Origin of the sequence: Niveibacterium terrae (assembly GCF_048213115.1) — a bacterium.
GTDB classification, from domain to species: domain Bacteria; phylum Pseudomonadota; class Gammaproteobacteria; order Burkholderiales; family Rhodocyclaceae; genus Niveibacterium; species Niveibacterium terrae.
This window is the reverse complement of the sequence record NZ_CP172404.1, coordinates 1,623,692-1,646,760: the sequence shown is the minus strand read 5'-3', so window position 1 is coordinate 1,646,760 and position 23,069 is coordinate 1,623,692. Positions and strand designations below refer to the sequence as shown.

The 23,069-nt window shown below is 61.7% G+C and carries 27 protein-coding genes, 1 tRNA gene and 2 pseudogenes; 28 read left to right on the top strand and 2 right to left on the bottom strand.

Translation table 11 applies throughout. From position 1 onward, the window contains the following. The first annotated feature begins 153 nt into the window (after positions 1-153). The 17 genes from ACHFB9_RS07550 (at position 154) to ACHFB9_RS07470 (ending at position 7,453) form a co-directional block, all read left to right on the top strand. On the top strand, positions 154-435 hold the full coding sequence (locus ACHFB9_RS07550) for a hypothetical protein (RefSeq protein ID WP_417070773.1): 282 nt from the start codon (positions 154-156) through the stop codon (positions 433-435). After that, complete coding sequence (locus ACHFB9_RS07545) at positions 432-662, top strand: hypothetical protein (RefSeq protein WP_417070771.1); 231 nt, start codon at positions 432-434, stop codon at positions 660-662. The genes ACHFB9_RS07550 and ACHFB9_RS07545 overlap by 4 nt, the downstream gene beginning before the upstream one ends. Before the next feature lie 85 nt (positions 663-747). Beyond that, positions 748-987, top strand: coding sequence for a hypothetical protein (locus ACHFB9_RS07540; protein ID WP_417070769.1), 240 nt, complete (start codon positions 748-750; stop codon positions 985-987). Beyond that, on the top strand, positions 984-1,898 hold the full coding sequence (locus ACHFB9_RS07535) for a hypothetical protein (RefSeq protein ID WP_417070767.1): 915 nt from the start codon (positions 984-986) through the stop codon (positions 1,896-1,898). Before ACHFB9_RS07540 ends, ACHFB9_RS07535 begins: the two co-directional genes overlap by 4 nt. Continuing rightward, positions 1,895-2,164: a hypothetical protein gene (locus tag ACHFB9_RS07530; protein ID WP_417070765.1), complete on the top strand. Its 270-nt coding sequence runs from the start codon at positions 1,895-1,897 to the stop codon at positions 2,162-2,164. The genes ACHFB9_RS07535 and ACHFB9_RS07530 overlap by 4 nt, the downstream gene beginning before the upstream one ends. Further along, positions 2,161-2,313: a hypothetical protein gene (locus ACHFB9_RS07525; protein ID WP_417070764.1), complete on the top strand. Its 153-nt coding sequence runs from the start codon at positions 2,161-2,163 to the stop codon at positions 2,311-2,313. The genes ACHFB9_RS07530 and ACHFB9_RS07525 overlap by 4 nt, the downstream gene beginning before the upstream one ends. Before the next feature lie 47 nt (positions 2,314-2,360). Then, positions 2,361-2,978, top strand: coding sequence for a hypothetical protein (locus tag ACHFB9_RS07520; protein ID WP_417070762.1), 618 nt, complete (start codon positions 2,361-2,363; stop codon positions 2,976-2,978). Positions 2,979-3,078: 100 nt separating this feature from the next. Continuing rightward, positions 3,079-3,783: a hypothetical protein gene (locus ACHFB9_RS07515; RefSeq protein ID WP_417070760.1), complete on the top strand. Its 705-nt coding sequence runs from the start codon at positions 3,079-3,081 to the stop codon at positions 3,781-3,783. Continuing rightward, positions 3,777-4,124 carry a hypothetical protein gene (locus tag ACHFB9_RS07510; RefSeq protein ID WP_417070758.1) on the top strand — a complete coding sequence of 116 codons (348 nt, stop codon included), beginning with the start codon at positions 3,777-3,779 and terminating at the stop codon, positions 4,122-4,124. Before ACHFB9_RS07515 ends, ACHFB9_RS07510 begins: the two co-directional genes overlap by 7 nt. Then, the gene (locus ACHFB9_RS07505) at positions 4,121-4,507 is read left to right on the top strand and encodes a hypothetical protein (protein ID WP_417070757.1); all 387 of its coding nucleotides are present in this window, start codon (positions 4,121-4,123) and stop codon (positions 4,505-4,507) included. Before ACHFB9_RS07510 ends, ACHFB9_RS07505 begins: the two co-directional genes overlap by 4 nt. Then, the gene (locus tag ACHFB9_RS07500; RefSeq protein ID WP_417070755.1) at positions 4,504-4,785 is read left to right on the top strand and encodes a hypothetical protein; all 282 of its coding nucleotides are present in this window, start codon (positions 4,504-4,506) and stop codon (positions 4,783-4,785) included. Before ACHFB9_RS07505 ends, ACHFB9_RS07500 begins: the two co-directional genes overlap by 4 nt. Further along, the gene (locus tag ACHFB9_RS07495; RefSeq protein WP_417070753.1) at positions 4,782-4,928 is read left to right on the top strand and encodes a hypothetical protein; all 147 of its coding nucleotides are present in this window, start codon (positions 4,782-4,784) and stop codon (positions 4,926-4,928) included. Before ACHFB9_RS07500 ends, ACHFB9_RS07495 begins: the two co-directional genes overlap by 4 nt. Then, positions 4,925-5,170 carry a hypothetical protein gene (locus ACHFB9_RS07490; RefSeq protein ID WP_417070752.1) on the top strand — a complete coding sequence of 82 codons (246 nt, stop codon included), beginning with the start codon at positions 4,925-4,927 and terminating at the stop codon, positions 5,168-5,170. The genes ACHFB9_RS07495 and ACHFB9_RS07490 overlap by 4 nt, the downstream gene beginning before the upstream one ends. Beyond that, positions 5,167-5,478, top strand: a complete 312-nt coding sequence (locus tag ACHFB9_RS07485; RefSeq protein WP_417070750.1) for a hypothetical protein — start codon at positions 5,167-5,169, stop codon at positions 5,476-5,478. Before ACHFB9_RS07490 ends, ACHFB9_RS07485 begins: the two co-directional genes overlap by 4 nt. A 241-nt stretch (positions 5,479-5,719) precedes the next feature. Beyond that, complete coding sequence (locus ACHFB9_RS07480) at positions 5,720-6,121, top strand: hypothetical protein (protein WP_417070748.1); 402 nt, start codon at positions 5,720-5,722, stop codon at positions 6,119-6,121. Further along, positions 6,118-6,336 (top strand): DUF4224 domain-containing protein, encoded by a 219-nt coding sequence (locus ACHFB9_RS07475; protein ID WP_417070746.1) that lies wholly within the window; start codon positions 6,118-6,120, stop codon positions 6,334-6,336. Before ACHFB9_RS07480 ends, ACHFB9_RS07475 begins: the two co-directional genes overlap by 4 nt. Before the next feature lie 4 nt (positions 6,337-6,340). Beyond that, positions 6,341-7,453: a tyrosine-type recombinase/integrase gene (locus ACHFB9_RS07470; RefSeq protein ID WP_417070744.1), complete on the top strand. Its 1,113-nt coding sequence runs from the start codon at positions 6,341-6,343 to the stop codon at positions 7,451-7,453. Positions 7,454-7,527: 74 nt separating this feature from the next. Here the strand turns inward: ACHFB9_RS07470 and ACHFB9_RS07465 are convergent. Next, positions 7,528-7,603 (bottom strand) — tRNA-Thr (locus ACHFB9_RS07465). Between the two features lie 130 nt (positions 7,604-7,733). Here ACHFB9_RS07465 and ACHFB9_RS07460 point away from each other — a divergent pair. The 10 genes and pseudogenes from ACHFB9_RS07460 to ACHFB9_RS07415 form a co-directional block, all read left to right on the top strand. After that, positions 7,734-9,224 (top strand): response regulator, encoded by a 1,491-nt coding sequence (locus tag ACHFB9_RS07460; RefSeq protein WP_417070742.1) that lies wholly within the window; start codon positions 7,734-7,736, stop codon positions 9,222-9,224. A gap of 10 nt (positions 9,225-9,234) precedes the next feature. Beyond that, on the top strand, positions 9,235-9,876 hold the full coding sequence (locus ACHFB9_RS07455) for a response regulator (protein WP_417070740.1): 642 nt from the start codon (positions 9,235-9,237) through the stop codon (positions 9,874-9,876). A gap of 24 nt (positions 9,877-9,900) precedes the next feature. After that, entirely contained in the window at positions 9,901-11,706 is a 1,806-nt protein-coding gene (locus ACHFB9_RS07450) for a GGDEF domain-containing protein (protein ID WP_417070738.1), read from the top strand. A 152-nt stretch (positions 11,707-11,858) separates the two neighbouring features. Further along, on the top strand, positions 11,859-13,484 hold the full coding sequence (gene aepX / locus ACHFB9_RS07445; RefSeq protein WP_417070736.1) for a phosphoenolpyruvate mutase: 1,626 nt from the start codon (positions 11,859-11,861) through the stop codon (positions 13,482-13,484). Then, positions 13,484-14,641 (top strand): phosphonopyruvate decarboxylase, encoded by a 1,158-nt coding sequence (gene aepY, locus ACHFB9_RS07440; RefSeq protein WP_417070734.1) that lies wholly within the window; start codon positions 13,484-13,486, stop codon positions 14,639-14,641. Before aepX ends, aepY begins: the two co-directional genes overlap by 1 nt. Next, on the top strand, positions 14,638-15,708 hold the full coding sequence (locus ACHFB9_RS07435) for an aminotransferase class V-fold PLP-dependent enzyme (RefSeq protein ID WP_417070732.1): 1,071 nt from the start codon (positions 14,638-14,640) through the stop codon (positions 15,706-15,708). Before aepY ends, ACHFB9_RS07435 begins: the two co-directional genes overlap by 4 nt. Then, positions 15,705-16,016, top strand: a pseudogene (locus ACHFB9_RS07430) (NTP transferase domain-containing protein); the annotation flags it as partial. The gene ACHFB9_RS07435 and the pseudogene ACHFB9_RS07430, both read left to right, overlap by 4 nt. Positions 16,017-16,519: 503 nt before the next feature. Beyond that, positions 16,520-17,149 (top strand): class I SAM-dependent methyltransferase, encoded by a 630-nt coding sequence (locus ACHFB9_RS07425; RefSeq protein WP_417070730.1) that lies wholly within the window; start codon positions 16,520-16,522, stop codon positions 17,147-17,149. A 21-nt stretch (positions 17,150-17,170) separates the two neighbouring features. Further along, a complete protein-coding gene (locus ACHFB9_RS07420; protein WP_417070728.1) occupies positions 17,171-18,613 on the top strand; it encodes a CDP-glycerol glycerophosphotransferase family protein in 1,443 nt (480 codons plus the stop codon). Positions 18,614-18,683: 70 nt separating this feature from the next. After that, a pseudogene (locus ACHFB9_RS07415) lies at positions 18,684-19,202 on the top strand (class I SAM-dependent methyltransferase); the annotation flags it as partial. Here ACHFB9_RS07415 and ACHFB9_RS07410 read toward each other — a convergent pair. Beyond that, positions 19,092-19,556, bottom strand: a complete 465-nt coding sequence (locus ACHFB9_RS07410; protein ID WP_417071446.1) for a hypothetical protein — start codon at positions 19,554-19,556, stop codon at positions 19,092-19,094. The pseudogene ACHFB9_RS07415 and the gene ACHFB9_RS07410 overlap by 111 nt on opposite strands. Between ACHFB9_RS07410 and ACHFB9_RS07405 the strand changes: the two genes are divergently transcribed. Continuing rightward, the gene (locus ACHFB9_RS07405; protein WP_417071349.1) at positions 19,539-23,015 is read left to right on the top strand and encodes a glycosyltransferase; all 3,477 of its coding nucleotides are present in this window, start codon (positions 19,539-19,541) and stop codon (positions 23,013-23,015) included. The genes ACHFB9_RS07410 and ACHFB9_RS07405 overlap by 18 nt on opposite strands. Positions 23,016-23,069: the final 54 nt, after the last annotated feature.

Sequence of the window (23,069 nt, the reverse complement as noted above, 5' to 3'; positions counted from 1 at the left end):
GCTCGGATGACGCCGCCGCGCACAACTACGGGCGCATAGCCCGCACTTGTTGCAAATGCGGCCGCGAGCGCCCGATCGGCGATCTTGTCCAGGCAAATACTGGGCCTTGGACGATCCACCACCCTAAGCGGCACAAATGCAAAGGAGGTTGCGATGTTTGCTGACCTCCTGACGCTTCAGCCGGCGCCGATCGTTGGCGCGAGACGAGTCCGACTCCTCGGAGCGACCGAGGAAGAAGAGCAGACGATCAAGGCTCTCACGGGAAAGCTCGAAGATTTCAAGCGGCAGTACAACGCCCAGCTTCGCGCAAAGCGCGTCGCGGCAAAGGCCGGCGATCTTGTCGCTTACGCGGAAGCAAATCGCGAATACAAGCGAGTCGAGTATCGGATACGCAAGATCAACAAGCAACTCGCAGAGATCAAGGAGCAGGCATGACTGACCCTCGCGTGAATACCCAGCTGCGCCGCGCGATCGACGAATACGCGCCGCGGATCGACGATTACCCGGTGCCGAAGCGCTTCAAATTCCCGCTGCGCGAAGCCATCGACGCAAGCATCTGTCTCGTCAAAAACGGCTTCGAAGACGCATCAACCGCGCGCGGCGTTGCAATCGCCATGGGCCTGCCCGAGCAACGGGCGGTCGAGATCTTCGGGGCAGAGTGATGCGCCGCCTTCGCGATTTGATGCTCTACCTGATCTGCGCGGCGACGCTGCTTGCGCTGAAAGCGATATTCGAAGGGATAAAAAAATGAAAGCAAAAACAGATTACACCGAGCTTGACGCGGCAATCCTCGAGGCAATCCGCAAGAGCGCTTGGCATCCCGGATACGTCCCGAGCGTTATCGAGATCGCGGGCCAGATCGCAAAAGCAACGAGCCGCGAATCGTTCCGTGTCGTCGATGGCCGGCTCCAGGCACTGCGCAAGCGCGGCGTCATCACAGTCGATCGCAGCATGCAGCCCGCTCGCTGGGTCGAGGTGAAGAAATGAACGAGAACACGAACACTCAACCCGCCGTGAGCGCGGAACCTGTCTGCAGCACCTGCGGCGGTCACGGGATGATCGGCGGCCCCAGCTTTTACGCCCCGGACGAAGGCGGAGTTCCCTGCCCGGATTGCGCCGTGAGCGAAATCGGAATCCCGACATCGGAACCGGTGGCGTGGGTCGAGGTGATCGACCGGCACGAAGGCCCGTACAACTTCAACGGCATGGCGCTTTTGGATAGCGGAAAGCATCTGCTCTACACCGAGCACCAGCCCGACCGCGCGGCCGAGCTGGAGAAGGAACTCCGTATCCGGACGATAGAGCTTACCGCGGCGCATGAAGCCACGAAATGCCTAGGCGCGGACGCGGATCGGCTTCGCGGCGAGCGCGACAGACTGACCGCCGAGGTCGAGCGGCTGCATGCTGAAATCGATCGAATTCGCAGCAAGGTGTTCTCTGCGACGATCTGCCATCCGCGCGGAGTGCAGCCTCTGCTCGAAGAGGCCCTATCCGGCGCTGCGACCTCTCCGATGACCGCCGCCGCCCGCGACGTGCTGGCTGAGCGCGCGCGGCAGATAAAAGCCGGTTATTCGGATATCGACGACCAGCAAATCAACGACGAGCTCGCCGCAATGGCTTGCTTCTACGCGATGCCACCCGGAGCGCGCGACTGGCCGGCAGAGGAAACCGGCTATGGCGCGACGTTTGGAGTCGCCATCGTCCCGGATGGCTGGTTCCCAGAAACAGGTAATCGACGCCGTGAGCTCGTCAAAGCCGGCGCGATGGTCCTCGCCGAAATCGAGCGCCTGGACCGCGCCAGTGCATCTGATCGCTTGCTGAATTGCTGCGACACGCCGGCCTACTGCAGCAGCGTTCGGCGCTGCACGAGGGAAGACGGGAAGGAGGCGCAATCGTGAGCATGACAGTCCAGCACCTTCACAAGCTGCTCGGCAAGCTGATCGAGCAGGGGCACGGGCGCAAGCCGGTGCGCATCGACAAGTCTTCGTTCCGCCATCCGCTCGAAGATGAGGGCATTTGCATCATCGACGTGACATCCGTTTCTGGCCCAACGTGGATTCCGATGGCGGATGACGACGGAGGGACGGCTTGGAACGCGGATGGATCGGAGCGCGGCCGGTACATGGTGATCCTGGCTGGCGAAGGGAAGGAGGCGCAATCGTGAGCATCGAAACCTACATCCTTGGTCTATTGGTTTGTGTGCTTACCGCTCAGGACTTGACCCAAAAAGCGAGATCCGCTTTGTGCCTGATGTGCTTCGCCGCGATGCTGATTTTTGCGGCCGTGGATATTGCGAAGGGGGTGAAGCTGTGAGCGCTTGCACCGAAGAAAGATTCCTGAAGGACGTTGAATCTCACGTCATGGAAGTGCTGCGCGATGACGGCCTGTACCGGCATATCCGATTCCGCGAGCCAGGAACGATGTGCATGCACTTCGACCTTGTGACGTGGCCGGGCTACCTCGCCTACTCCGGCGACATGGGCTGCTATGTGTTTTCACGGCTGGCCGACATGTTCGAGTTCTTCCGCACGGATCGGAGCTACAACAGCGGCAGGCTCGGGATCAATCTCGGATACTGGTCCGAGAAGCTGGTCGCCGTGGATGGGAACCGCGATCGCGCGTCCGCAAAGGAATTCTGCGAGGAGAAGTTCCGGAGCGTCATCTGCGAGTACCGCCTTAACTGGATTCGCGAAGCGGCGCGCTCGGGGATCCTTGATAAGGAGGCTCGGCGGGAGCTTTGGGAAAGCGTTGAAGACGAGGTGCTTTGCCGCATCGGAGACAACAACGACGCGGCCATGACCGCCGCCAACGAATTCAGTTGGTCGGCCGGATACAAAAGACGCAGTTGGTTTTTTGAAGACCTCTGGGATCACAGCTTTACCGAATTCACGCACAGCTTCGTCTGGTGCTGCTACGCGCTGGCCTGGGGGATCAAGACCTACGACGAAGCGAAGGAAAAGGAGGCCGCCCATGCTTGACCTAGACGATCTCGAAGCGAAAGCGAAGGCGGCGACGCCGGGGCCGTGGGACTCTTGCTACGGTTTGGTTCGAGCGGTATTCGGGAATTTTGCCGCTCCGGTGGCCGAACTTCGCGCACCGTACAGGAATGGAGTTGGAATCGTCAAAGGCGAGCGCGAGTCTTGCGCCAATGCCGAATTCGTCGCCGCCGCCAACCCGGCCACCGTCCTCGAACTGATCCGCGGAATCAGGCTTCTTCGTGGGCGCACGAAGAACTGCGAGACGATGGGCGAGGCTCAGAAAATGTCCTTGATCCGGATGGCCCAAGAAATCTGCCAAGCAACTGGCCTGAATGAGCTGGACTCATCGCCGAACCAGATCGTTGCAGCCGTAGCCCAGCAGGCAGAAGAGCTGCGCGAGGCCCGGGAACTCGCCGCAGAAGCCGGAAGTCTCCGGGAGTTCGTGAAGAAAATCAGCGATCAGATCCCCGAGAAGCCGGATCACTGGTCCATGTGCGGCCAGTGCGACCGCAACATCGGCGAGGCGGAAGACATCATCGAAGAGTTGGCCGGGAAGGGGGGAGCGTGGCGGCCGATCGATACGGCGCCGAAGGATGGGACTCGCGTCCTGCTCTGGTGGGCGAACGCAACCCGCATTGGATGGTGCGCCGGGATAGGAGCGTCGCGGGACGGGGGGGACTGGTGGCGCGTGCCGAGCATGGAAGTCTCTCCTACGGGTCGCCCGAACCTCTGGATGCCGCTTCCGGACGGCCCGGATGCCGACGCAATCCGCGCCCGTGGCGCGAGGGGGGGCGAAAAATGCTGAACCGCGAGCAAGTAACCGCCGCAATCCGCGAGTGGATGGAGCGCGTACAGGGCGCCGATGCGCAGCTCAACGCGGCCGCGGATCTGTTCGGAGGGCTCGACTACGACGGGCCACTCCCGGGGGCCGTCTCAGCTCTGTCAGGCGGCTACACCAAAGCAGTCAGCAAGATCGTCGGCGATGAGGGCGATTGGCTGGAGTATTTCTGGATCGATTGCGCGTTTGGGGCGACGCCCATGGGCGTGATCCCGGATGACGATGCGCAGGAGATCAAGATCGACGGCCCGGAAGCTATCGCCGAGGTGATCTGCTGGGATCGGGAGCACGGGGAGGCTGCGCGATGAGCACCAAATTCCAGCCCGGCGACAAGTTCGAGGTGCGCTATCCGTTCGTCCAGGATCGCTTCATCTCCGGGTTTGATGAGCACGGGATGCCTGAGAGCGATGAAGGCTGGCGCCCCGGCTGCAGCCGAGAAGAAATCGAAGATGGATTCGGCTACGACTACGCCGCCGATGCCCACGGACAGATGCTGCTGGAGGTGATCAGCACGCACAAGCCCGGAAAATTCATCGATCGCGTCTTCTTCATTCGCCGCTGGCGCGACCCGGACGGCAAGGTGTTCGGTAAGACCAATCTGCGCGTGACGACAGCCGCCGCCTTTGGCCGGCTGCTCAAGGGCTACCGGCACGAGTACGAGTGCGACGAGGAAACGGAGGAAACAGCGTGACCGGAATGATGAAACCCACGAACCGCAACGCCGCCGCCGCATGCCGGGAAATGGGCCTGAACATCGGCGACACGATCATCGGGCGCGAAGGCGGGCCGAACTGGTGGAGCGAGTCCGCGCTGACGCTGCTCTGGCTCGGAGAAGAAACGGCGGTCTTCCGGGAGGCAATCAGGACGGACAGAGACCCGGAATGGCGTCTGTTCGACAGCGAGACGGCAGGCTGGCATTTGAACTACCGCGAGTGGCGCTTTGCAGAGCCGGGCGAGGTGACGGTATGACCCCAACCCAGCAGCAAGCCGCCGACCTCGCGACCCAGCTCCGCGCCCACGGCCGGCGCAAGTCAGCGAATCAGACGGCAGCAAAGATCCCGTTCGAGCTCCTGAACCGCGTGATCAAGCATTTGGAGGACAAATCAACATGACCTGGGGAGACGAAGCATGGGTCGTGATGGACAAGACCCGTATTCAGGGCGTCATGGACGGGAAAACGCCCGACCAGATCGCCAAGGACATTGATGCGGCGTACCCGTTCGGGAAGCGGTCAATGTGGCCCTACAAGGCATGGCTGACGGCGCGCAAGGAGTTTTTCGCAAAGCACGGCCTGCCGCGCCGGGTTCCGAAAACGCCGAACGGCGATCTGTTCGAGCAAGGGGAAGCAGCATGAACGACCGCGAAATCATCCGCATCATGGGCTGGGCGAACAAAGACGGCCACTCCGAAATGGATCTGCGCCGCGCTCGCGATCTCGTCGAAGCGGCCAGGCGCGAGCGAGAGAACGAGATTCGCGAAACGGCCTGGCTCGACGGGCGAGATGCGTTCGAGTGGGAAATGAAGCGCCGGGGCTACGACACCAAGACGACCAGCGCTGGCGTCTATCGCTGGCCAGAGGTACGTGCCATGTGGAACGGCTGGGAGCTGATGCGCACGCGCGCCGCGGCGCAAGGTCTGTTCGGCGGGAAGGAGGCGGCATGAACATCGGTCCGGAGCTGAAACCTTACAGAAGGCAGAAAGAATGGCTGACGCTAGACCTTCTGCACAGCGCTCCACGCGCTACGTTTGTATCGGTAGGCGGAGATCCTGGGGCGCAACTAGAGCACCCTAAAGGCGGCCCGCTGACGTGGGTGCGCTGTCCTATCAAAAACTCTGTCGGGGTCGCACGAGTAGATGGTCGATGGCATTGGGTGATCGCCAATGGAGAAAAAAAGGAAGCGGCATGAGCGCCCGAGTCACCCGCCGCCAGGCCCGCACCTGGCTCGCTCCGATGCGCGAATGCTTCGGTCAGATGCGCACCGGCTTCGCGCCGGCCGCCAACGGCTTCCCGGTTACCCGCCTGCACGACGGCGACGACTGGGTTCGGATCGACTACTGCATTTCCGGCTTCGTCGGGATGATCGGCCGGCTTTCGCCCGGGCTCAGCACTGCGGCCATGCGGCGGATCCAGTCGAAGATCGAGGCCGGTGAGCTCGTCACGACGCAAGAGATCGACGCGGCGCTCTCGGAGATCCGGCGCGCCGAGGATGTGCTCGTTAAGCTGACCGTCAAAGAGCTGGCATCGGCGGTGACGACCGAGCAGATTGCGATCGAAATGGAAGCTGTTATGAGGGAGGCGGCGTGAGCGAAGATCTATTCTTGACTGACCGGGAGCTGCGCGAGCTGACCGGCCGCGCAATCAGGCGGCTCCAGATCGCTGCGCTTCGTGAAATGCTCGTCCCTTTCCGCGTCAATGCGATTGGACGACCCGTTGTCACGCGCGCCGCGGTGATTGGCGCCAAAGAGGCTCAGGCTGCGAACGACAATTCCGGCTGGGCACCGAGGGTCTTGAGGGGGTAGCACCGTGGGCCGCAAGCCAACTGTCAATTTCAATCTTCCGCCTGGGATGAGGGTAAAGCGCCGGGGGGAGCACTCCTACTATTCGCTCGACGCCGGAACCGGTCCAGATGGGGCGCGAAGATCTCAGTCGCTCGGTAAGGACTACGTCGAGGCGCTGCGCAGGTATGCCGATCTCGTCAAGACCGTGTCCGCTCCTGCTGTCACCGTCCCTGAGCTGCTGACGAAGTGGCAGCTTGCAACGCTCAACGCCAGGCCGGCAAAGACGCAGCGAGGGATACTCTCCGCTATCCCTCCCCTGCTCCGATTCTTCGGCGACCCTCCCGCACCGCTGCATGGCGTTCGGCCTATGCACGTTGCTCAGTATCTCGCGTGGCGTCCAGCAGACAGCGCAGAGCAGGCAAAGAAGCGCGGGCGAAAGCAGCTCGGCACCGGGGCGGCATCTGCGAATCGCGAAATCGCATGGCTGTCTGCCGCGTGGAACTGGGCGCGCGCACAAGGCGTTACCGACCTGCAGAACCCATGCGAAGGGATCAAGAAGAACCGGGAGTCAGGGCGGGATCTCTACATCGAAGACGACGAGCTCGACCGCATCCTCAAGAACGCAGACGAGCCGCTGCGCGACGCGATCGAGCTTGCCTATCTACTCGGTCAGCGTCCCGGTGACCTGCGAAAGATCCTCGAAACGGACATCGGGAAGGACGGCATCCGGATCTCGCAAAGCAAGACCAAGGCGAAGCTGGTCATCGAGCTATCGGAAGAGCTGTCCGCTCTGGTGTCGAGGATCAAGACTCGGAAGGCGAAGACGCCAGGCGTTCGGTCGCTCTACCTGCTCTGCGACGAGTCTGGGCAGGGGCTGACCGCAAACCAGCTTCGGTGCCGGTTCGATCGGGCGCGGGAAGGTGCAGCAAGAGAGGCGGAAGAGGGAGGGCTTTCCGAGGTCGCCGAAAAGCTCCGGCGAATCCAATTCCGAGATCTTCGGGCCAAGGCCGGGACAGACAAGCGTGAATCCGCAAAGGATGTGCGCGCCGCACAGCTGCTGCTCGGGCACACGACATCAGGGACTACGGAGCGCTACACGCGCCGCAGGAAGGGCGAGCGCACCACTCCGACAAGGTGATATTTGAGCGACACATGCCTATTTGAGCGACAAATCCCGCTTTTCTGTCTGCCCTGAATGGCCTTATTTGAAGCTGGTGCCGGCACCAGGAATCGAACCCGGGACCTTCTGATTACAAATCAACTGCTCTACCAACTGAGCTATGCCGGCACAGGCGGCGGATTATACCCGAACCGCGTCTAATTTGAGTCCATGGCGCAAGCACATCAGCCCGGCATGTTATCTTTTCACGGATCGCGCGGCACCGGCTGCCGCCGGCGCTTCTACTGCGAGGATGTCCATGGGCTGCGAGCCGCTCTCGATTCTGCTGATCGAAGACAACGAGGACGACGCCTACCTGCTGATCAGTCGCTTCCGGCGCGCCGGCTACGCGGTCGAGTCGGAGCGGGTCCAGACGCGGGAAGAGCTCGAGGCGGCGCTGACCAGACGGCCATGGGATCTGCTGCTCTCCGACTACCGCCTGCCGGGTTTCTCCGGCGAGGCGGCGCTGCAGCTCGTCAAATCGCGAGGGCTGGACGTCCCCTTCCTGATCATTTCGGGCGCGATCGACGATGAAACAGCGTCGGCCGCGATGCGCGCCGGTGCCCAGGACTACCTGAGCAAGGACAGGCTGGATCGCTTGATCCCGGCCGTCGAACGCGAGCTGCGCGAAGCGCGGATCCGCCGCGAACGCAGAGTTGCGATCGCCGCCGCGCGCGACCAGGAAGCGCGTTTCGCGGCGCTGGCCGAGAACATCCCCGGCGTGGCTTTCCAGCTCTGCCGCCAGGACGACGGTTTCCTCAGCTTCGATTATCTGAGCGAAGGCGCCCAACTGCTGTTCGGGCACAGCGCCCACGCGCTGACCGACAGCGATTCGCTGCTGCTCTCGGCCGTGCTCCCCGAGGATCGCAGCACACTGCTGGCCAAACTGGCCGAATGCTCGGACCGGCTGAGCACGCTGAACTGGGAAGGCCGGATCCGCGTTCCGGAAGGCGATATCAAATGGATCAATGTGCGCGGCACGCCGCACCGCCTCGGTGACGGATCGACGCGGTGGGATGGAGTGATGTGGAACATCTCGCTGTCCAGACAGGCCCAGGAAGAGCTCGCCACTTCCCGCACCCGGCTCGCCGAGCTCTCGAGCCACCTGCAACGCGCCAAGGAACAGGAGAGGGAGAGGATTGCCCGCGACATCCACGACGTGCTGGGCGGCCTTCTGGTCGGCATCAAGATCGAGCTGTCGCTGCTCGCATCCCGATGCAAGGATGATCCAGCGCTGAAGGCGAAGGCCGGGCACATCCTCGAGCTGGCCGACGAGGCGATCGCGACCTCGGGCCGGGTCGCACGGGAGCTGCGCCCCGGCATCCTGAAGGAGTTCGGCCTCGCGGCCGCGATCGAAAGCTACGCCGAAGACTTCAGCCACCGCTTCGGCCTGCCCTGCGCCATCCTCTGCGCCGATCACGACATCGAAACCGGCGAGGACACCGGGATCGCGGTGTTCCGGATCTTCCAGGAAGCGCTGACCAATGTGCTCAAGCACGCCCAGGCCAAGGCCGTCGAAGTGCGACTGATCCAGGAGGAAGAGGATATAGTTCTCCAGGTTTCCGACGACGGGATAGGCATACACCGCCGGGATCTCGCCAAACCGCATTCCTTCGGCCTGCGCGGCATGAACGAGCGCGCGGCCAGCCTGGGTGGATCGGTCGCCGTCCGCCCGCAGACCCCACACGGAACCGAACTGCTGCTGCGCGTGCCACGGCAAGCCCCCGGCATCACTGATCATGACGATTGAGACAAACGCGATGAACCCTCCCACGATCCGCGTGCTGATCGCCGACGACCATGCGATCGTCCGCCAAGGCCTGCGCGCGATTCTCGCCGACACTGAAGACATGAGCGTCGCCGGAGAGGCTGAAAACGGCGTGCGCGCGCTGCAGATGGCGCGCGGCGGCGACTACGACGTCGTACTGATGGACGTGAACATGCCCGACCGCAACGGCATCGACACGCTCAAACTGATCAAGAAGGAACAGCCCAAACTGCCGGTGCTGATGCTGTCGATGTATCCCGAAGACCAGTATGCGATTCGTGCGCTCAAGGCGGGTGCCGCCGGCTATCTCTCCAAGCACAGCGCGCCGGAGCTGCTGGTCAGCGCGATCCGCCAGGTCGCAAGCGGCAAGAAATACATCAGCGCGTCTCTCGCCGAACAGCTGGCCGAGGCGATCGGCGAAGACGACAGGCCACCTCATGAGCGGCTCTCCGATCGCGAGTATCAGACGCTGTGCATGATCGCGTCCGGCAAGACCCTGACCGGAATCGGCGAGGAACTCAATCTGAGCGTGAAGACCGTCAGCGTCTATCGCGCCCGCCTGCTCGAAAAGATGAAACTGAAGAACAACGCCGAGCTGACCCACTACGCGCTCAAGCACGGCCTGGTCGAATAGACGCCCCAACACCGCATACCGATCATGGACTCGAATCCCAGCAGCCCTTCCGAGATTGCCCGCGACGTCCTGCGCCGCCTCGCGACGAACCGGATTCCGCCTACGCCGGACAACTTCCGCCGCCTCTACTTTCAGATCGCCGGCAGCACACCCGACGACGATTTCCCCGAACGCGAGTTCCGCTCCTTCGCCGCCAGCCTCCCGCGCGTGAGTTCCGAGCAGCTGCGGATCGCACGCCGCGTTGAAGGTGCGATTGCCGATTCGTCCTGGCCAACCTTCCACGAACGGATGCTGCAGCTGCTCCAGGAGTGTGCCGAGGCGAGTCCTCCCTGGGCCGCGCTGCTCCAGGATCTGGTGACTCAGCTCGAACGCCACCACGCGAACTTCAGCCCGGCGCGCAAACGTGAAGCGCTCGAACATGTGCTCAGCTCGAGCCAAGCTGACGCCCAGCAGCTCTTCAACCGTCTGCAGGCGCTGATCGGTGGCTGGACGGCCGATACCGACGCCGAGACGATCTCGCTCGTCGAAGGCCAACCCGAGTCCGCGGCGAGTCCGGCGACGCAAGCGTCCCCTCTCCTCGCCCCCAACGCGCCTCCGGCTTCGCCCCTCCGGCCCGCCGTCAGTGGCGCCGAGGCGCTGAACCCGCTTCGTCCCATCCTCGCCGATCTGCTGCAGGAAGCGATCGGCACGCTTCTCGTCGACACGCCGGCGCTGGTCGAGGAAGCCGCGCGCTTCGCCGCTGCGCTGCGCAACACCGCCGAGGCGCTCGACGCCGAAGCGCTGGCTCACGAACTGGAACTCTTCGCGGACAGGGTGCGCTGGGTCGTCAACGACCAGAGCGGAATCCGCTCCGCGCTGCTGAACCTGCTGCGCCTGATCGTCGAGAACATCAACGAGCTGCTGCTCGACGACAGCTGGATGCAGGGTCAGCTCTCGGGCGTGCTCGAAATCACGCAGCAGCCGCTCGGCCGCGACAGCCTCGACGAACTCTCGCGCCGTCTGCGCGGCGTGATCGCGAAACAGGGCACGCTCAAGCGCAGCATCGCCGAAGCGCAGAGCCGGCTCAAAGACATGCTGAGCGGCTTCGTCGATCATCTGTCCGACTTCTACGATTCGACCGGCGAGTACCGGACCCGGGTCGAGCACCACGCCGAGCAGGTCGCCCGAGCCAACTCGATCTCCGAACTCTCCGAAGTGATCGGAGATCTGATCGGCGAGACACGCGCAATCCAGGATCGGGCCGAGCGCTCGCGCGGCGAAATCCAGGACATGAAGGGGCGCGTCGATGCGGCCAATGCCGAGATCGCCCGCCTGCAACAGGAGCTGGAGGAGACCAGCCAGCTCGTCCGCCACGACCCGCTGACCGGCGCGCTGAACCGCAAAGGCCTCGACGAGGCGCTGGAGCGCGAAGTCGGCCGCGGCCAGCGCTCGGGCAAACCGCTCTGCGTTGCGCTGCTCGATGTCGACAACTTCAAGCAGCTCAACGACACGCTGGGTCACAGCGCAGGCGACAGCGCGCTGCTCCACCTCTCGCGCGTAATCCAGGACACCTTGCGCCCGCAGGACGCGGTGGCCCGCTACGGCGGCGAGGAGTTCGTGCTGCTGCTACCCGGCACTGAAGTCGACGCGGCGCTCGGCGTCGTCCAGCGCCTGCAGCGCGAGCTGACTCGCCGCTTCTTCCTGCACGAGAACAGCAAGGTGCTGATCACGTTCAGCGCCGGAGTCAGCCAGATCGCTGCAGATGAAGCCCCCCAGAAAGCGGTCGAACGCGCCGACGCGGCGATGTACCGCGCCAAGCGCGCCGGCAAGAACCGCGTCGAAGCGGGATGATCCCCCTGAAAGCTGAAAAGCCTCTTATTTCTCCCGCTGTTCCGAATTTGCCCGCGATCAGTCGCGGGTAAGGTTTCCACTGAGAGAGTCCCCGATGGCCGAGCAAGCTCGACGGTTGAGCCGACTCGCAATCGCAATTACAAGAGGCTTACATGAGGAAAACCCGCCAGTTCAAACAGATGCTGCTCTCGGGGGAACTTGAATTCATCTGCGAGGCGCACAGCGGCCTAAGCGCGAAGATCGTCGAAGAAGCTGGCTTTAAGGGAATATGGGCAAGCGGGCTGGGGATATCCGCGCAACTCGGCGTTCGCGACAACAACGAGGCGAGCTGGACTCAGGTGCTCGATGTCGTGGAATTTATGTCGGATGCGAGTGCCATACCGATCATGCTGGATGGGGACACTGGCTACGGCAATTTTAACAACGTTCAACGCTTGGTCAGGAAACTGGAACAGCGGGATGTCGCCGCGGTCTGCCTGGAAGACAAACTTTTCCCCAAGACCAACAGCTTCATCTCGGGCAAGCGCCAACCTCTGGCGGATATCGAAGAGTTCGCCGGAAAGATCAAGGCGGGCAAGGACGCACAGACCGACCCTGACTTCTGCATCGTCGCCCGGGTCGAAGCCTTCATCGCCGGCTGGGGGCTGGACGAGGCGGTTCGCCGCGCCGAGGCTTATCGCGCAGCGGGCGCAGATGCGATTCTGATCCACAGCGCCCTGAGCACGCCCGACGAGATCCTGGCCTTCACGAAGGAATGGGCAAACCGCAGCCCGGTCGTCATCGTTCCGACGAAATACTATGCGACCCCCACCGACGTGTTCCGGGCCAACCAGGTTTCGATGGTGATATGGGCCAATCACATCCTGCGCAGCTCGGTGACCGCGATGCAGAAAACCGCCCGTGCGCTCTACAAGGATCAGGAGCTCATCCGGATCGAGTCCGGCATCGCTCCGGTTTCCGAGATTTTCCGCCTGCAGGGCGCGGACGCCCTGGACGAAGCCGAAAGACGCTACCTGCCCAGCTCCAGGCAGAAGCCCTCAGCGCTGGTGCTGGCCGCATCGCGGGGGGTAGAGCTGGGAGATCTGACGAAGAGTCTTCCGAAAACGATGATTCCGGTGGGAGGAAAACCTGTGCTCTCCCATATCGCAGCCGCTTACAACCAGGCCGGAATCAGGGACATCACGGTGGTGCGCGGTTACTGCAAGGAGAGGGTCGATCTGCCCAGCCTCGATTATGTCGACAACGACGAGTTCGAGACATCGGGAGAGCTGGTCTCACTGCAAAAGGGGCTGAAAAGGCTCGCCGACCGGACGAATGGCATCATCGTTTCCTATGGCGACGTGCTGTTTCGCAAGCATGTCCCGGACATTCTCAATGAAGTCAGCGATGACCTGGTCGTGATGATCGACACCCAGTGGCGGGAGAGCGCAAACCTCAATCGCGTTGCCGACTATGCCCGGTGTTCCCGCTCCTATTCGCGCCTCCATTACAGCGAAGCGGTTCACCTGCAGCGGCTGGGGGACGCGACGGAACTCCGGGAAGACGAGATCCATGGCGAATGGATGGGCTTTTTCCGGATCGGCCCCGCAAGCCAGGGCCAGGTCCGCGACATTCTCGATCAGATGCTGAGTTCTGCCCACACGCGCAGAAAGGGTTCCCTGCCCGACTTGATCAATACGCTGGTCGAGCGAGGCCTGCCTGTACGCGTTGTCTACACCACCGGGCACTGGCTGGACATTGACAGCCCTGAAGACGTCGCCAGCGCGGGGAGTTTCTGATGATCGCGGCCGAATCCTTCACCCGGGCCGCACGCAGACTCGGCTTTTCGCTGTGGACAGGCGTGCCCTGCTCCTACCTTCAGCCTCTGATCAACCAAGCGATCGGTGACCCCGGCCTGCGCTACATCCCGGCCAGCAACGAAGGTGATGCCGTCGCGATCGCGGCGGGCTTCGAACTCGGGGGCGAGCTGGCTGTTGTGATGTGCCAGAACTCGGGTCTGGGCAATGCGGTAAATCCTCTGAGTTCGCTGACCCACACGCACCGGATTCCGCTGCTGCTGATCGTCAGCTTGCGCGGCGATCCGGAGGGCGGCCACGACGAGCCACAGCATGAATTGATGGGGGCGATCACGACGCGGCTGCTGGAGACACTGCAGATCCCGTGGCGCTATTTCCCGACCGACGAAACCCGGATCGAGAGCTGTCTCAATGAGGCGAAAGCCTGGATGCTCACCGAGCGGCGTCCGTTCTGCCTGGTGATGCGCAAGGCAAGCGTTGCCCCTGTCGCCGTGCCCGCCGCGCACAGCGCGACGCTGCGCCCACTCTCTGCCGAAGCCGACGACTGCACGCAATCCCCGACAGCTACGCGTGGCGCGATGCTGCGTGCTCTGCAAAAAAATGCCGGAGTACGCGACATCGTGCTGGCAACGACAGGCTACACCGGGCGCGAGCTGTATGCGCTCGACGATCGCCGCAACCAGCTCTATCTGGTCGGCGCGATGGGCTGCGTCTCAAGCCTTGCCCTGGGGCTTGCCTTGGCCAGACCGGATCTGAGAGTCATCGCGCTCGATGGCGACGGAGCCCTGCTGATGCGCCTGGGCGCCCTGGCGGCGATTGGTCATGCTGCACCACCCAATCTCGTGCACATCCTGCTCGATAACGGACAGCACGAATCGACGGGAGGACAGCAGACGGTCAGCGGAGGCATCCGCCTGGCCTGCATCGCTTCGGCTTGCGCCTATCCTCGCGCGCTCACGGTGAGCGGAACCGAAGCCCTTGAAGCGCAGCTGCAAGCGCGGAAGGCCGGGCCAGTCTTCATCCGCGCCCTGATCGCGCCGGGTGTGCCTGAAAACCTCCCGCGCCCCGCAATCACCCCCGTCGAGGTCACTGAGCGCCTGCGCAATCACCTCGCCGCACTCCCGAGGGAAACCCGATGATCCTGCTCAACCCCGGCCCGGTAAGCCTGTCCGCGAAGGTCAGGCGCGCATTGCAGGCGGAAGATCTCTGTCACCGCGAACCGGAGTTCGCTGCGCTAACCAAAGCCATTCTCGAAAAACTGGAGTCCGTCTATCGGGGCGCGGCGCAAACCCATGCGGCGGTTCTGCTGACCGCGTCGGGCAGCGGCGCGGTCGAAGCGATGCTCTCCACTTTCGCCCCCAGAAACAGCACAACCCTGGTCGTCGCCAATGGGGTCTACGGCGAAAGGATGCTCGACATGCTCACACGGCAGGGAAAACCGTGCATCGGGCTGACCGGTTCCTGGGAGAGTCCGATCGAGCTGGAGAGTGTCGAACGTTTGCTCGCCGAGCACCCGGACATCAGCCACCTAGCGGTCGTCCACCATGAGACGACGACGGGCAGGCTCAACGAGCTGTCCGCGATCGCCAAGCTCTGCGCGGAACGCCAGATCGAGCTGATGATCGACGCGGTCAGCAGCTTCGGTGCGGAGTGGCTGGATTTCGAAGTCTGGAATCCGCTGGCCATCGCCTCGACCGCAAACAAATGCCTGCACGGCGTTCCGGGCGTGTCATTCGTGATGGCCCGCCGGGAAACACTGGAACATTCGCAAACCCAGGCCACGACGCTCTACTTCGACCTGCTCCGCTACTATCGCGATCAGAGATCCGGATGGTCCCCCTTCACGCAGGCCGTACAAGGCTTCATGGCCCTTGACGCAGCACTCGACGAACTTCTGGACTCCGGATCCTGGTCCGCGCGCCGCGAAGTCTATCGGCAGCGCTCGGCGCGGATCGCCACCCGGCTCGCCCGGCTTGGCGCGCAGCCGCTTCTCGCCGAAGGGGCCAGCAGCATGCTCAGATCCTATCTCTACCCTGAGGGGAAATCCTATACCCCGCTGCATGATGGTTTGAAGAAGCGCGGTTTCACGATCTATGCCGGCCAGGGCCCGCTGCAGGCCAGAATCTTCCGCATCGCAACGATGGGAGAGATCGGCGAGGAAGACATGCTCAGCCTGATGAACGCACTCACCGAGGTGCTCGGATGAGCGCAATCCCGTCGAGCGCCGTGATCCTGGCCGCAGGTCAGGGACTGCGCTTTGGAGAGCAGGGCCAGCTGCGGCCCAAAGGCTTCATCGAATTTGGCGACGGCCCGATCATCGTGGCGTCGATCGAAAAGATCCTGGCTTCGGGAATTCGCGACATCGTGATTGTCACGGGTCACCTTGCCCACTTCTACCGGGAACTCGCACTGTCCTATCCGGGAATCATCCGCCTGATCCACAATCGCGCTTACGCCAGCACGGGGAGCATGGGCTCACTCGCTTGCGCACGGGAGATGCTGAGCGGCGATTTCTGGCTCTTCGAGTCCGATCTGGTCTATGAACGGCGTGCCCTGAGCGTGCTATCCGAGCAAGCTCAGGCCAATGTGCTTTTGCTCTCGGGGACGACTCATTCCGGTGACGAAGTTTATGCCGAAGCCCCTGGGGGCTTCCTGAAACAGTTATCGAAGAAGCGCAGCGACATCGGCGAGCTGGCCGGCGAACTGGTCGGGATCAGCCGGATTTCCCAGCCCTGCTACCAGCAGATGCTCGAACACGCGCGAAGCGTTTCCGGAACAGAACCGAAAATGGAATACGAACAGGCTCTGGTCGCAGCGGCGCGTCAGCACGCGGTGTTCTGCCCTCTGATCCCCGATCTCGCCTGGTCGGAGATCGACACCAATGCGCACTGGCAACGCGTCAATGACACCATCAATCCGCTGATCCAATTGCGCGACGGAGAAAATCAATGACGGACTGGAAAACGATCTGGGAAAAACGGGTTCCATCGGCGAGCGCAGCGGACAAGCTCCAGGCCTTGATCGAACTCGATGGTTTCGATTCCGGTGCCGGAAGAGTCGACTCTGCAGCCTGGCGCACCTACGCCGCAAGCATTGCGGCCCGGCTGGGTCTGAGCCCCACGGACGGCGTTTTTGAAGTGGGCTGCGGTTCTGGCGCTTTTCTCCTTGCACTGAAGGAGCTCGGCGCGAACGTGGCGGGCCTGGACTATTCATCCGCACTGATCAGTATGGCGAAGATGGCGATGCCGGAAGGTGAATTCATCACCGCCGAAGCTCGCGAGCTCAGCCCCCTGCCTCAGTATGACTTCGTGGTCGCGAACGGGGTCTTTCACTATTTCCCGGATGACTCTTATGCCCAGGCGGTTCTCTCGAGCGCACTGAGCAAGGCAAGGCGGGCCGTCGCGATCCTCGAAGTTCCCGATCTCGCCCTGCGCGAGGAGTCCGAGCGTATGCGTCGGGACATCCTGACGCCGGAACAGTATGAGGAAAAATATCGCGGTTTGACGCACAAGTACTACAGCAGGAAATGGTTCGCCGACATCGCCACCCACCATGATTTCGACTGTCAGACCTTCGATCAGGAAATCCCCGGATACGCGCAAAACCGCTTCCGTTTCAACTGCCTGATGACACGAAAGTCAGCCTAGTTCCAAATTTTTGAGCACAAAATGCCTTCATCCGCAGCGAAGCCAAGCCTCACTTTTTTCCATTCCGATGATTGCGAGCGACAGGCTGTCGCACCGATCGCGGAGGAAGCCGAGCGACGCGGCTATTCCGTGCGCTTCAGTCTGGATCTGTCCGAGCGCGTCGAGATCGGCGTGTACTGCCAGCACGCCTGCCGTCCGAATGCCGATCTGTCTGTGATCATGCTGCACGACCTCGCCCAGCGTCACGACATCTGGCCGGCGTTCTGGGATCATGAACCCTGGGACGCCTTTGACATCGGTCTGGTGCCCGGTGAAGCCTGGGTTCAGCGCTGGAAGAGTCAGGCGGGGCAGCTTGGCGCCGCTCCCAGGCTGGGAGTTTTCGAGATTGGCTGGCCGAAGGCGGATCTGATCTATCGCAGCCGGGAGCAATTCCATGCGCAGGCGGAGGAATTACGCAGAAGCCTGGGACTCATTCATCCGCAAACAGTCCTCTATGCCCCATCGTGGGAGAACGACGGAAAGCAGGATGACTTCGTCCAGTCCTTGGTGGACCTTCCTGTCAACCTCCTGCTCAAACAGGCGCCGTGGTCCGAAGCCTATCCGTGGGTTCTTGAAAACATCCGGAAAATGGACGAACGGCACAGGGGGATTGCCGGAAATGTCCATATCGTCGATCGCGGCGTCAGCATCATGTATTGCATAGGCGTCTCGGATCTGCTGGTCTCGGACGAATCGAGCGTGCTGATCGAAGCTTCGCTGCATGGTGTTCCCAGCCTGTCCGTGACGGACTGGTTGATTCCCGACCGCCAGCCGCCCCGCCCCGTTTGCGTTCCCTTCGAAAACGTCCAGAAGACCACGCGCAGCGCGCTGCGCGAGAGCGTCGAGAAACTTCTCGCCGACCCCGTCCTGGCGCGCAGCGAAGCCCTTGGCCTGCGCGACCACCATTTCAGCCACTTTGGCCAGAGTTCGAAGCTCGCCATGGATCTGATCGAAGCGGCATGGGCCAAATCACCGCTGCCCTTCGCGCCTCTGCAAACTCCTCCCGCTGTGCTCGACCAGATGCTCTACCGGCAAGCCGAGCGTTATCTGATCAATGACGACATTTCGGGCGCAACATCGATCCTGGCCCGGCTTATTGCCAAGGACAGCGACTGCTGGCAGGCATTCAATGACATGGGCGGGATCTGCTTCAATCTGCGTGATATCGAGGGTGCGCTGACGCTGTTGAAGCGGGCCGTCGAAAAGGAAGGCAGACCCGGTCTGGCCATGCGCAATCTGGCGGCAACCCAGCTTAGCGCGGGGCTTTGGGATGACGCGCTGCTCAGCTATGCCAGACTGCTTCATGAATTGCCCGACGATCAGCAAAGCAGGGAAAACCTGGCCGGTCTGCTCGCTGGCGAGTTCGATCTGTCGCAGACGGCTTGCGAAGAGATGCTGAAAGTGCTCTGCAGCGGCGAGCGCTGATCTCAAAAAGTATTGCGCGCGCAGACTCAGCGAGTCAACGCGGCACAGGAAATTACAAAGGGAACACCCGATGACCAAGACTGCTCTGAGCGCCTTTACCCGAAGAGCCGGAGATCGCATCTGGACTTCGCCAAGCCAGAAGGACTTTTCCTATTCGGATGGTGACGCAGCGGAACAGAAGCTGTTCTCGATCGTCTCGAATGCGACGGATCTGAGTCTTTTCTCGCGTGAGCTGAGGGAGGCAATCGCCGACTGGCCCACCGAGTACCATCTGTCGGCTCGCCGCGCAAACATCATCCGCCCGCTGACCGAACTGGGACCGGGAGTCAGGGTTCTCGAACTGGGCTGCGGCTGCGGCGCAGTCACGCGGGCGCTGGCCGAGACAGGCGCCAGCGTCGACGCCATCGAAGGCTCGCCGCGCAGAGCTTCGATCGCAGCGGAACGACTCCGGGATCTCGGCAATGCGCGCATCCATGTCTCAAACTTCCAGGATATCGAGTTCGAGCCGCAATACGACATCGTCACACTGATCGGCGTGCTCGAATATGCGCCGGTCTATATCGACTCTCAAAACCCCTTTGTTTCCTGCCTCGAAATGGCGAAGTCCGCGCTCAAACCGGGTGGCAAGCTCGTCATCGCGATCGAGAACAAGCTCGGGCTCAAGTATTTCAGCGGGATTTCCGAGGACCACTTCTCGATTCCCTATTACGGCATCGAAGGGCGCTATCAGGCCAGGCAGATCACCACTTACGGGAAGAAGAGGCTTTCCGGCTTCCTCCGCGAAGCAGGACTTCCCGTGCATGAGTTCCTCTACCCATTCCCGGATTACAAACTCCCGGAGGTCATCCTGACCGGGAAAGCGATCGACCATCCGGATTTTAACTGCGCCGACCTCGTCTCCCAGCTCGAGAGCCGGGACTATTCGATGGCCGGGACGGCGCATTTTGACCTGGGACTCGCCTGGGAGTCTATTGCCGAGGAAGGCCTTCTCGGAGAACTGTCCAATTCATTTCTGGTCATCGCCAGCCAGGGCCATCAGGCCTCCTCACAGAAAAGCGAAACGCTTGCACTGAAATTCACGGACAACCGCCACCCCTCTTTTACAACCCAGCTCGCCTTTGTAGACCGAAGCGGTGTTCTTTCGACGATTCGCACTCCGCTGTGCCCTGCCGCATTCAAACAGACGACGATTGCCCGATTTTCCCCAATTGACGAGCCCTACATCCAGGGGCACAGCGTATTCACGAAACTCAAGCGTGCGCTGACCTGTGGAGACCTGACTGCGTTCAAAGCCCTCCTGCAAAAATGGATCCTCTTCCTTCGGAAGGCCCCCATCGACAGTCGCTGGCTGGACGCAGTACCCACGAACTTCATTCTGGACAGGGACGATGAATTTAAGTTCATCGATCGCGAATGGGATTCGCTCGTCGACTTTGACTGGACCCTCCCGGCGGAAAGAGGACTGATCATCCTCCGCTCCGACCCCACGATAGCGAGCCTGATTCCGGGCGAATCCGAGATGGACAAGCTCTTCGAGCTCCACCGCATCGCCGGTCTGGAATTTGCGGAATCGATCTATCTGCAGGCACTCCAGACAAACAGCGCCCTCTGGGAAGAAGTATTCGACAACGGGACATGGAAGCGGGACTGGAGAGCGATCTCTCGTCCGGGGGAATGCCCGCGGCCGGAAGCGGTCGCCGGCGAAGACATGAACTCCGTCCGCTACGAACAGGCCATACACACCTACCATGGCTGGCTTGATCTTCACCAGCCAGAAGCCGGACAGCTTCAGCAATCCGATGAACAGCAGGATTGCGTCCGCTTTATCGTGGTGGTCGATGCGACAGAGGCGTCGCCCGAACTACTCGCCAGAACGCTGACCAGCTTTGCGCAACAGCAATACAACGCCATCCAACTCGTCGTGACCTCCCCCATCCCGGCTCCTGCGCAGAATCCGCAGGGCATTCTCTGGCTGGAATCCCCGGTTTTCCCGAACATTCTGCTGCTTGAACTCGCCAAAGCCAATCCGCAATCATGGCTGATGCAGATCCGCGCGGGGGATTGCTTTTCGCGAAGCGGGATGTACTTCCTCGCAAAGGCCTTGCCAAGCCATAGGAATACGGCGATGGCCTACGCGGACGGCGACACGCTAGATCCCCGTCACGGTCCGGCCGATCCGCAGTTCCGCCCGGATTTCGACATCGACCATTTGCGCAGCTTTCCGTACATCGGACGCTTCCTGGTCATGCGCGGGCAGGAGTACGCCGAACTCGACGGTCTGGACGAGAACCGTGGCAGCGCCCGCTTCTACGATTACTCACTGCGCATGTTCGAGCGATATGGCCGGCAGTCCATCTTCCACCTCGCCGAGATCCTGTTCCACTGCATCCCCGACGCACAAACCCAGGATTCGCAAGACCGGCATCGCCAAGCCCTGAGCGATCACTTGGAGAGACAAGGAATTGACGCTGAACTCACTGCAGGCACCTATCCCGGAAGTTTGCAGGTCAGCTATCGACACCGCGGAACGCCGCTCGTCTCGATCATCATTCCCACCAAGGACAAACCCGAACTGCTGCAATGCTGTCTGGAAAGCATCCTCGAGAAAACCGCCTACAGGCATTATGAAATTCTGATCGTCGACAACCAGAGTTCGGATCCGGAAGCCATTCGTTATCTGGATGGTCTGCGCGCGCTGAACGCCGAGAGCATCCGGGTACTCAGCTACCCTCATCCGTTCAACTTCTCAGCGATGAACAACCAGGCCGCCCAAGCGGCGCGCGGCGAATACCTGGTGCAGCTCAACAACGACACCGCGATCATCCATCCTGACTGGCTCGATGAACTGCTAAACCATGCGCAGCGCCCGGAAGTCGGCATCGTCGGCGCAAAACTGCTTTTCCCGACAGGAGAAATCCAGCATGCGGGAGTTCTTCTGGGCTTGCACGGCCTGGCGGATCACCCCTTCATCGGTGAAGCGATGGACGCGCCGGGCTATTTCGGCCGCCTGCTGCTCGACCAGCAGTACTCGGCTGTCACGGCAGCCTGCCTGATGATCAAAAAATCGATCTATCTGCAGGTCGGCGGGATGGACGAAGTCCTGTTCAAGGTTCTGTTCAACGATGTCGATCTGTGCCTGAAGGTTCGCGAGGAGAACTACTCGGTCGTCTGGGCCAGCCGGGCAATCGTGATGCACATAGGTAGCGTCAGCCAGAAAGAGGTCGACCAGACAGTATTGAAAGAGAAGAAGGCGCGGGTCGAGTTCGAGCACAAGTCCATGTATCGAAAGTGGCTGAACAAATTGATCCTTGACCCTTTTTACAACAGGAACCTCAGCCTGAGCGGCAGCGGCTTTGAGCTGGAGATGGATCCGTTGTTGTGCCGCTTTTCCGATAATTCCCGTCCACGAGTTCTGGCCCACCCCGGAGATGCCCAAGGCTCCGGGCGCTACCGGATCATCGACCCACTGCGCGCGTTGGTCTCTTCCGGCTGCGCTGACGGAGATTTCCGGGAACACTTTTTCGACCCGGTACACTTCGCGAGGTTTTCGCCGGACGTTGTCGTACTGCAAAGGCAGCATCTGGATGAACAGATCTCGAACATCGAGAGCTATCGCGAATTCAGCTCGGCAAGGCTGATCTATGACATCGATGACAATCTTGCCGCCCTGCCCCACACGAACCCGAACTGGGACAAGTTTCCCGAGGACATCCTGGAACGCTTGCGCACGGTTGCAAAGCTCTGCGACCGCATCACCGTCTCGACCGACGCTTTGAAACGAGCGCTCGCGGATCTTCATCAGGACATAGTCGTGCTGCCGAACTACCTGCCGCCAGCCCACTGGGGAGAGATCGTCCGCCGCCCCCGCACGCTGCGCCCCGGAAAACCCCGGATCGGCTGGGCAGGAGGACTCTCGCATGCGCCTGACCTGGAACTGATCACAGCAGTTGTCAGAGCGCTTGCAGACAAGGTCGACTGGGTTTTCTTCGGGATGAAACCGGAGGGAGTCGATTCCTGCATCGCGGAATATCACCCCGGCGTGGCAATCGATCTGTACCCGGATCGACTGGGGGCTCTCGATCTGGATCTCGCGCTCGCCCCGCTCGAAACCAACCTGTTCAACGCATGCAAGAGCAACTTGCGCCTGCTCGAATACGGTGCCTGCGCCTACCCGGTCATTGCGAGCGACTGCGAGCCCTATCGCTGCGAACTCCCCGTCACACGGGTCAGGAACGATCCCCAAGACTGGATAGCAGCGATCGAGGAAAAACTGGCCGACCGCGGAGCACTCTGCAACGAGGGGCTCGCGCTCCAGATGGCGGTGCGGGAGCACTGGATGCTCGAAGGAGAAAATCTCGTCCTCTGGCAGAAAGGCTGGACGCTTAACCCGCAGAGGGGATAAGAAATTCCTGCGCTCAAACGACTCGACAAGCAGAGCTCTTGCCCACACAAGGGA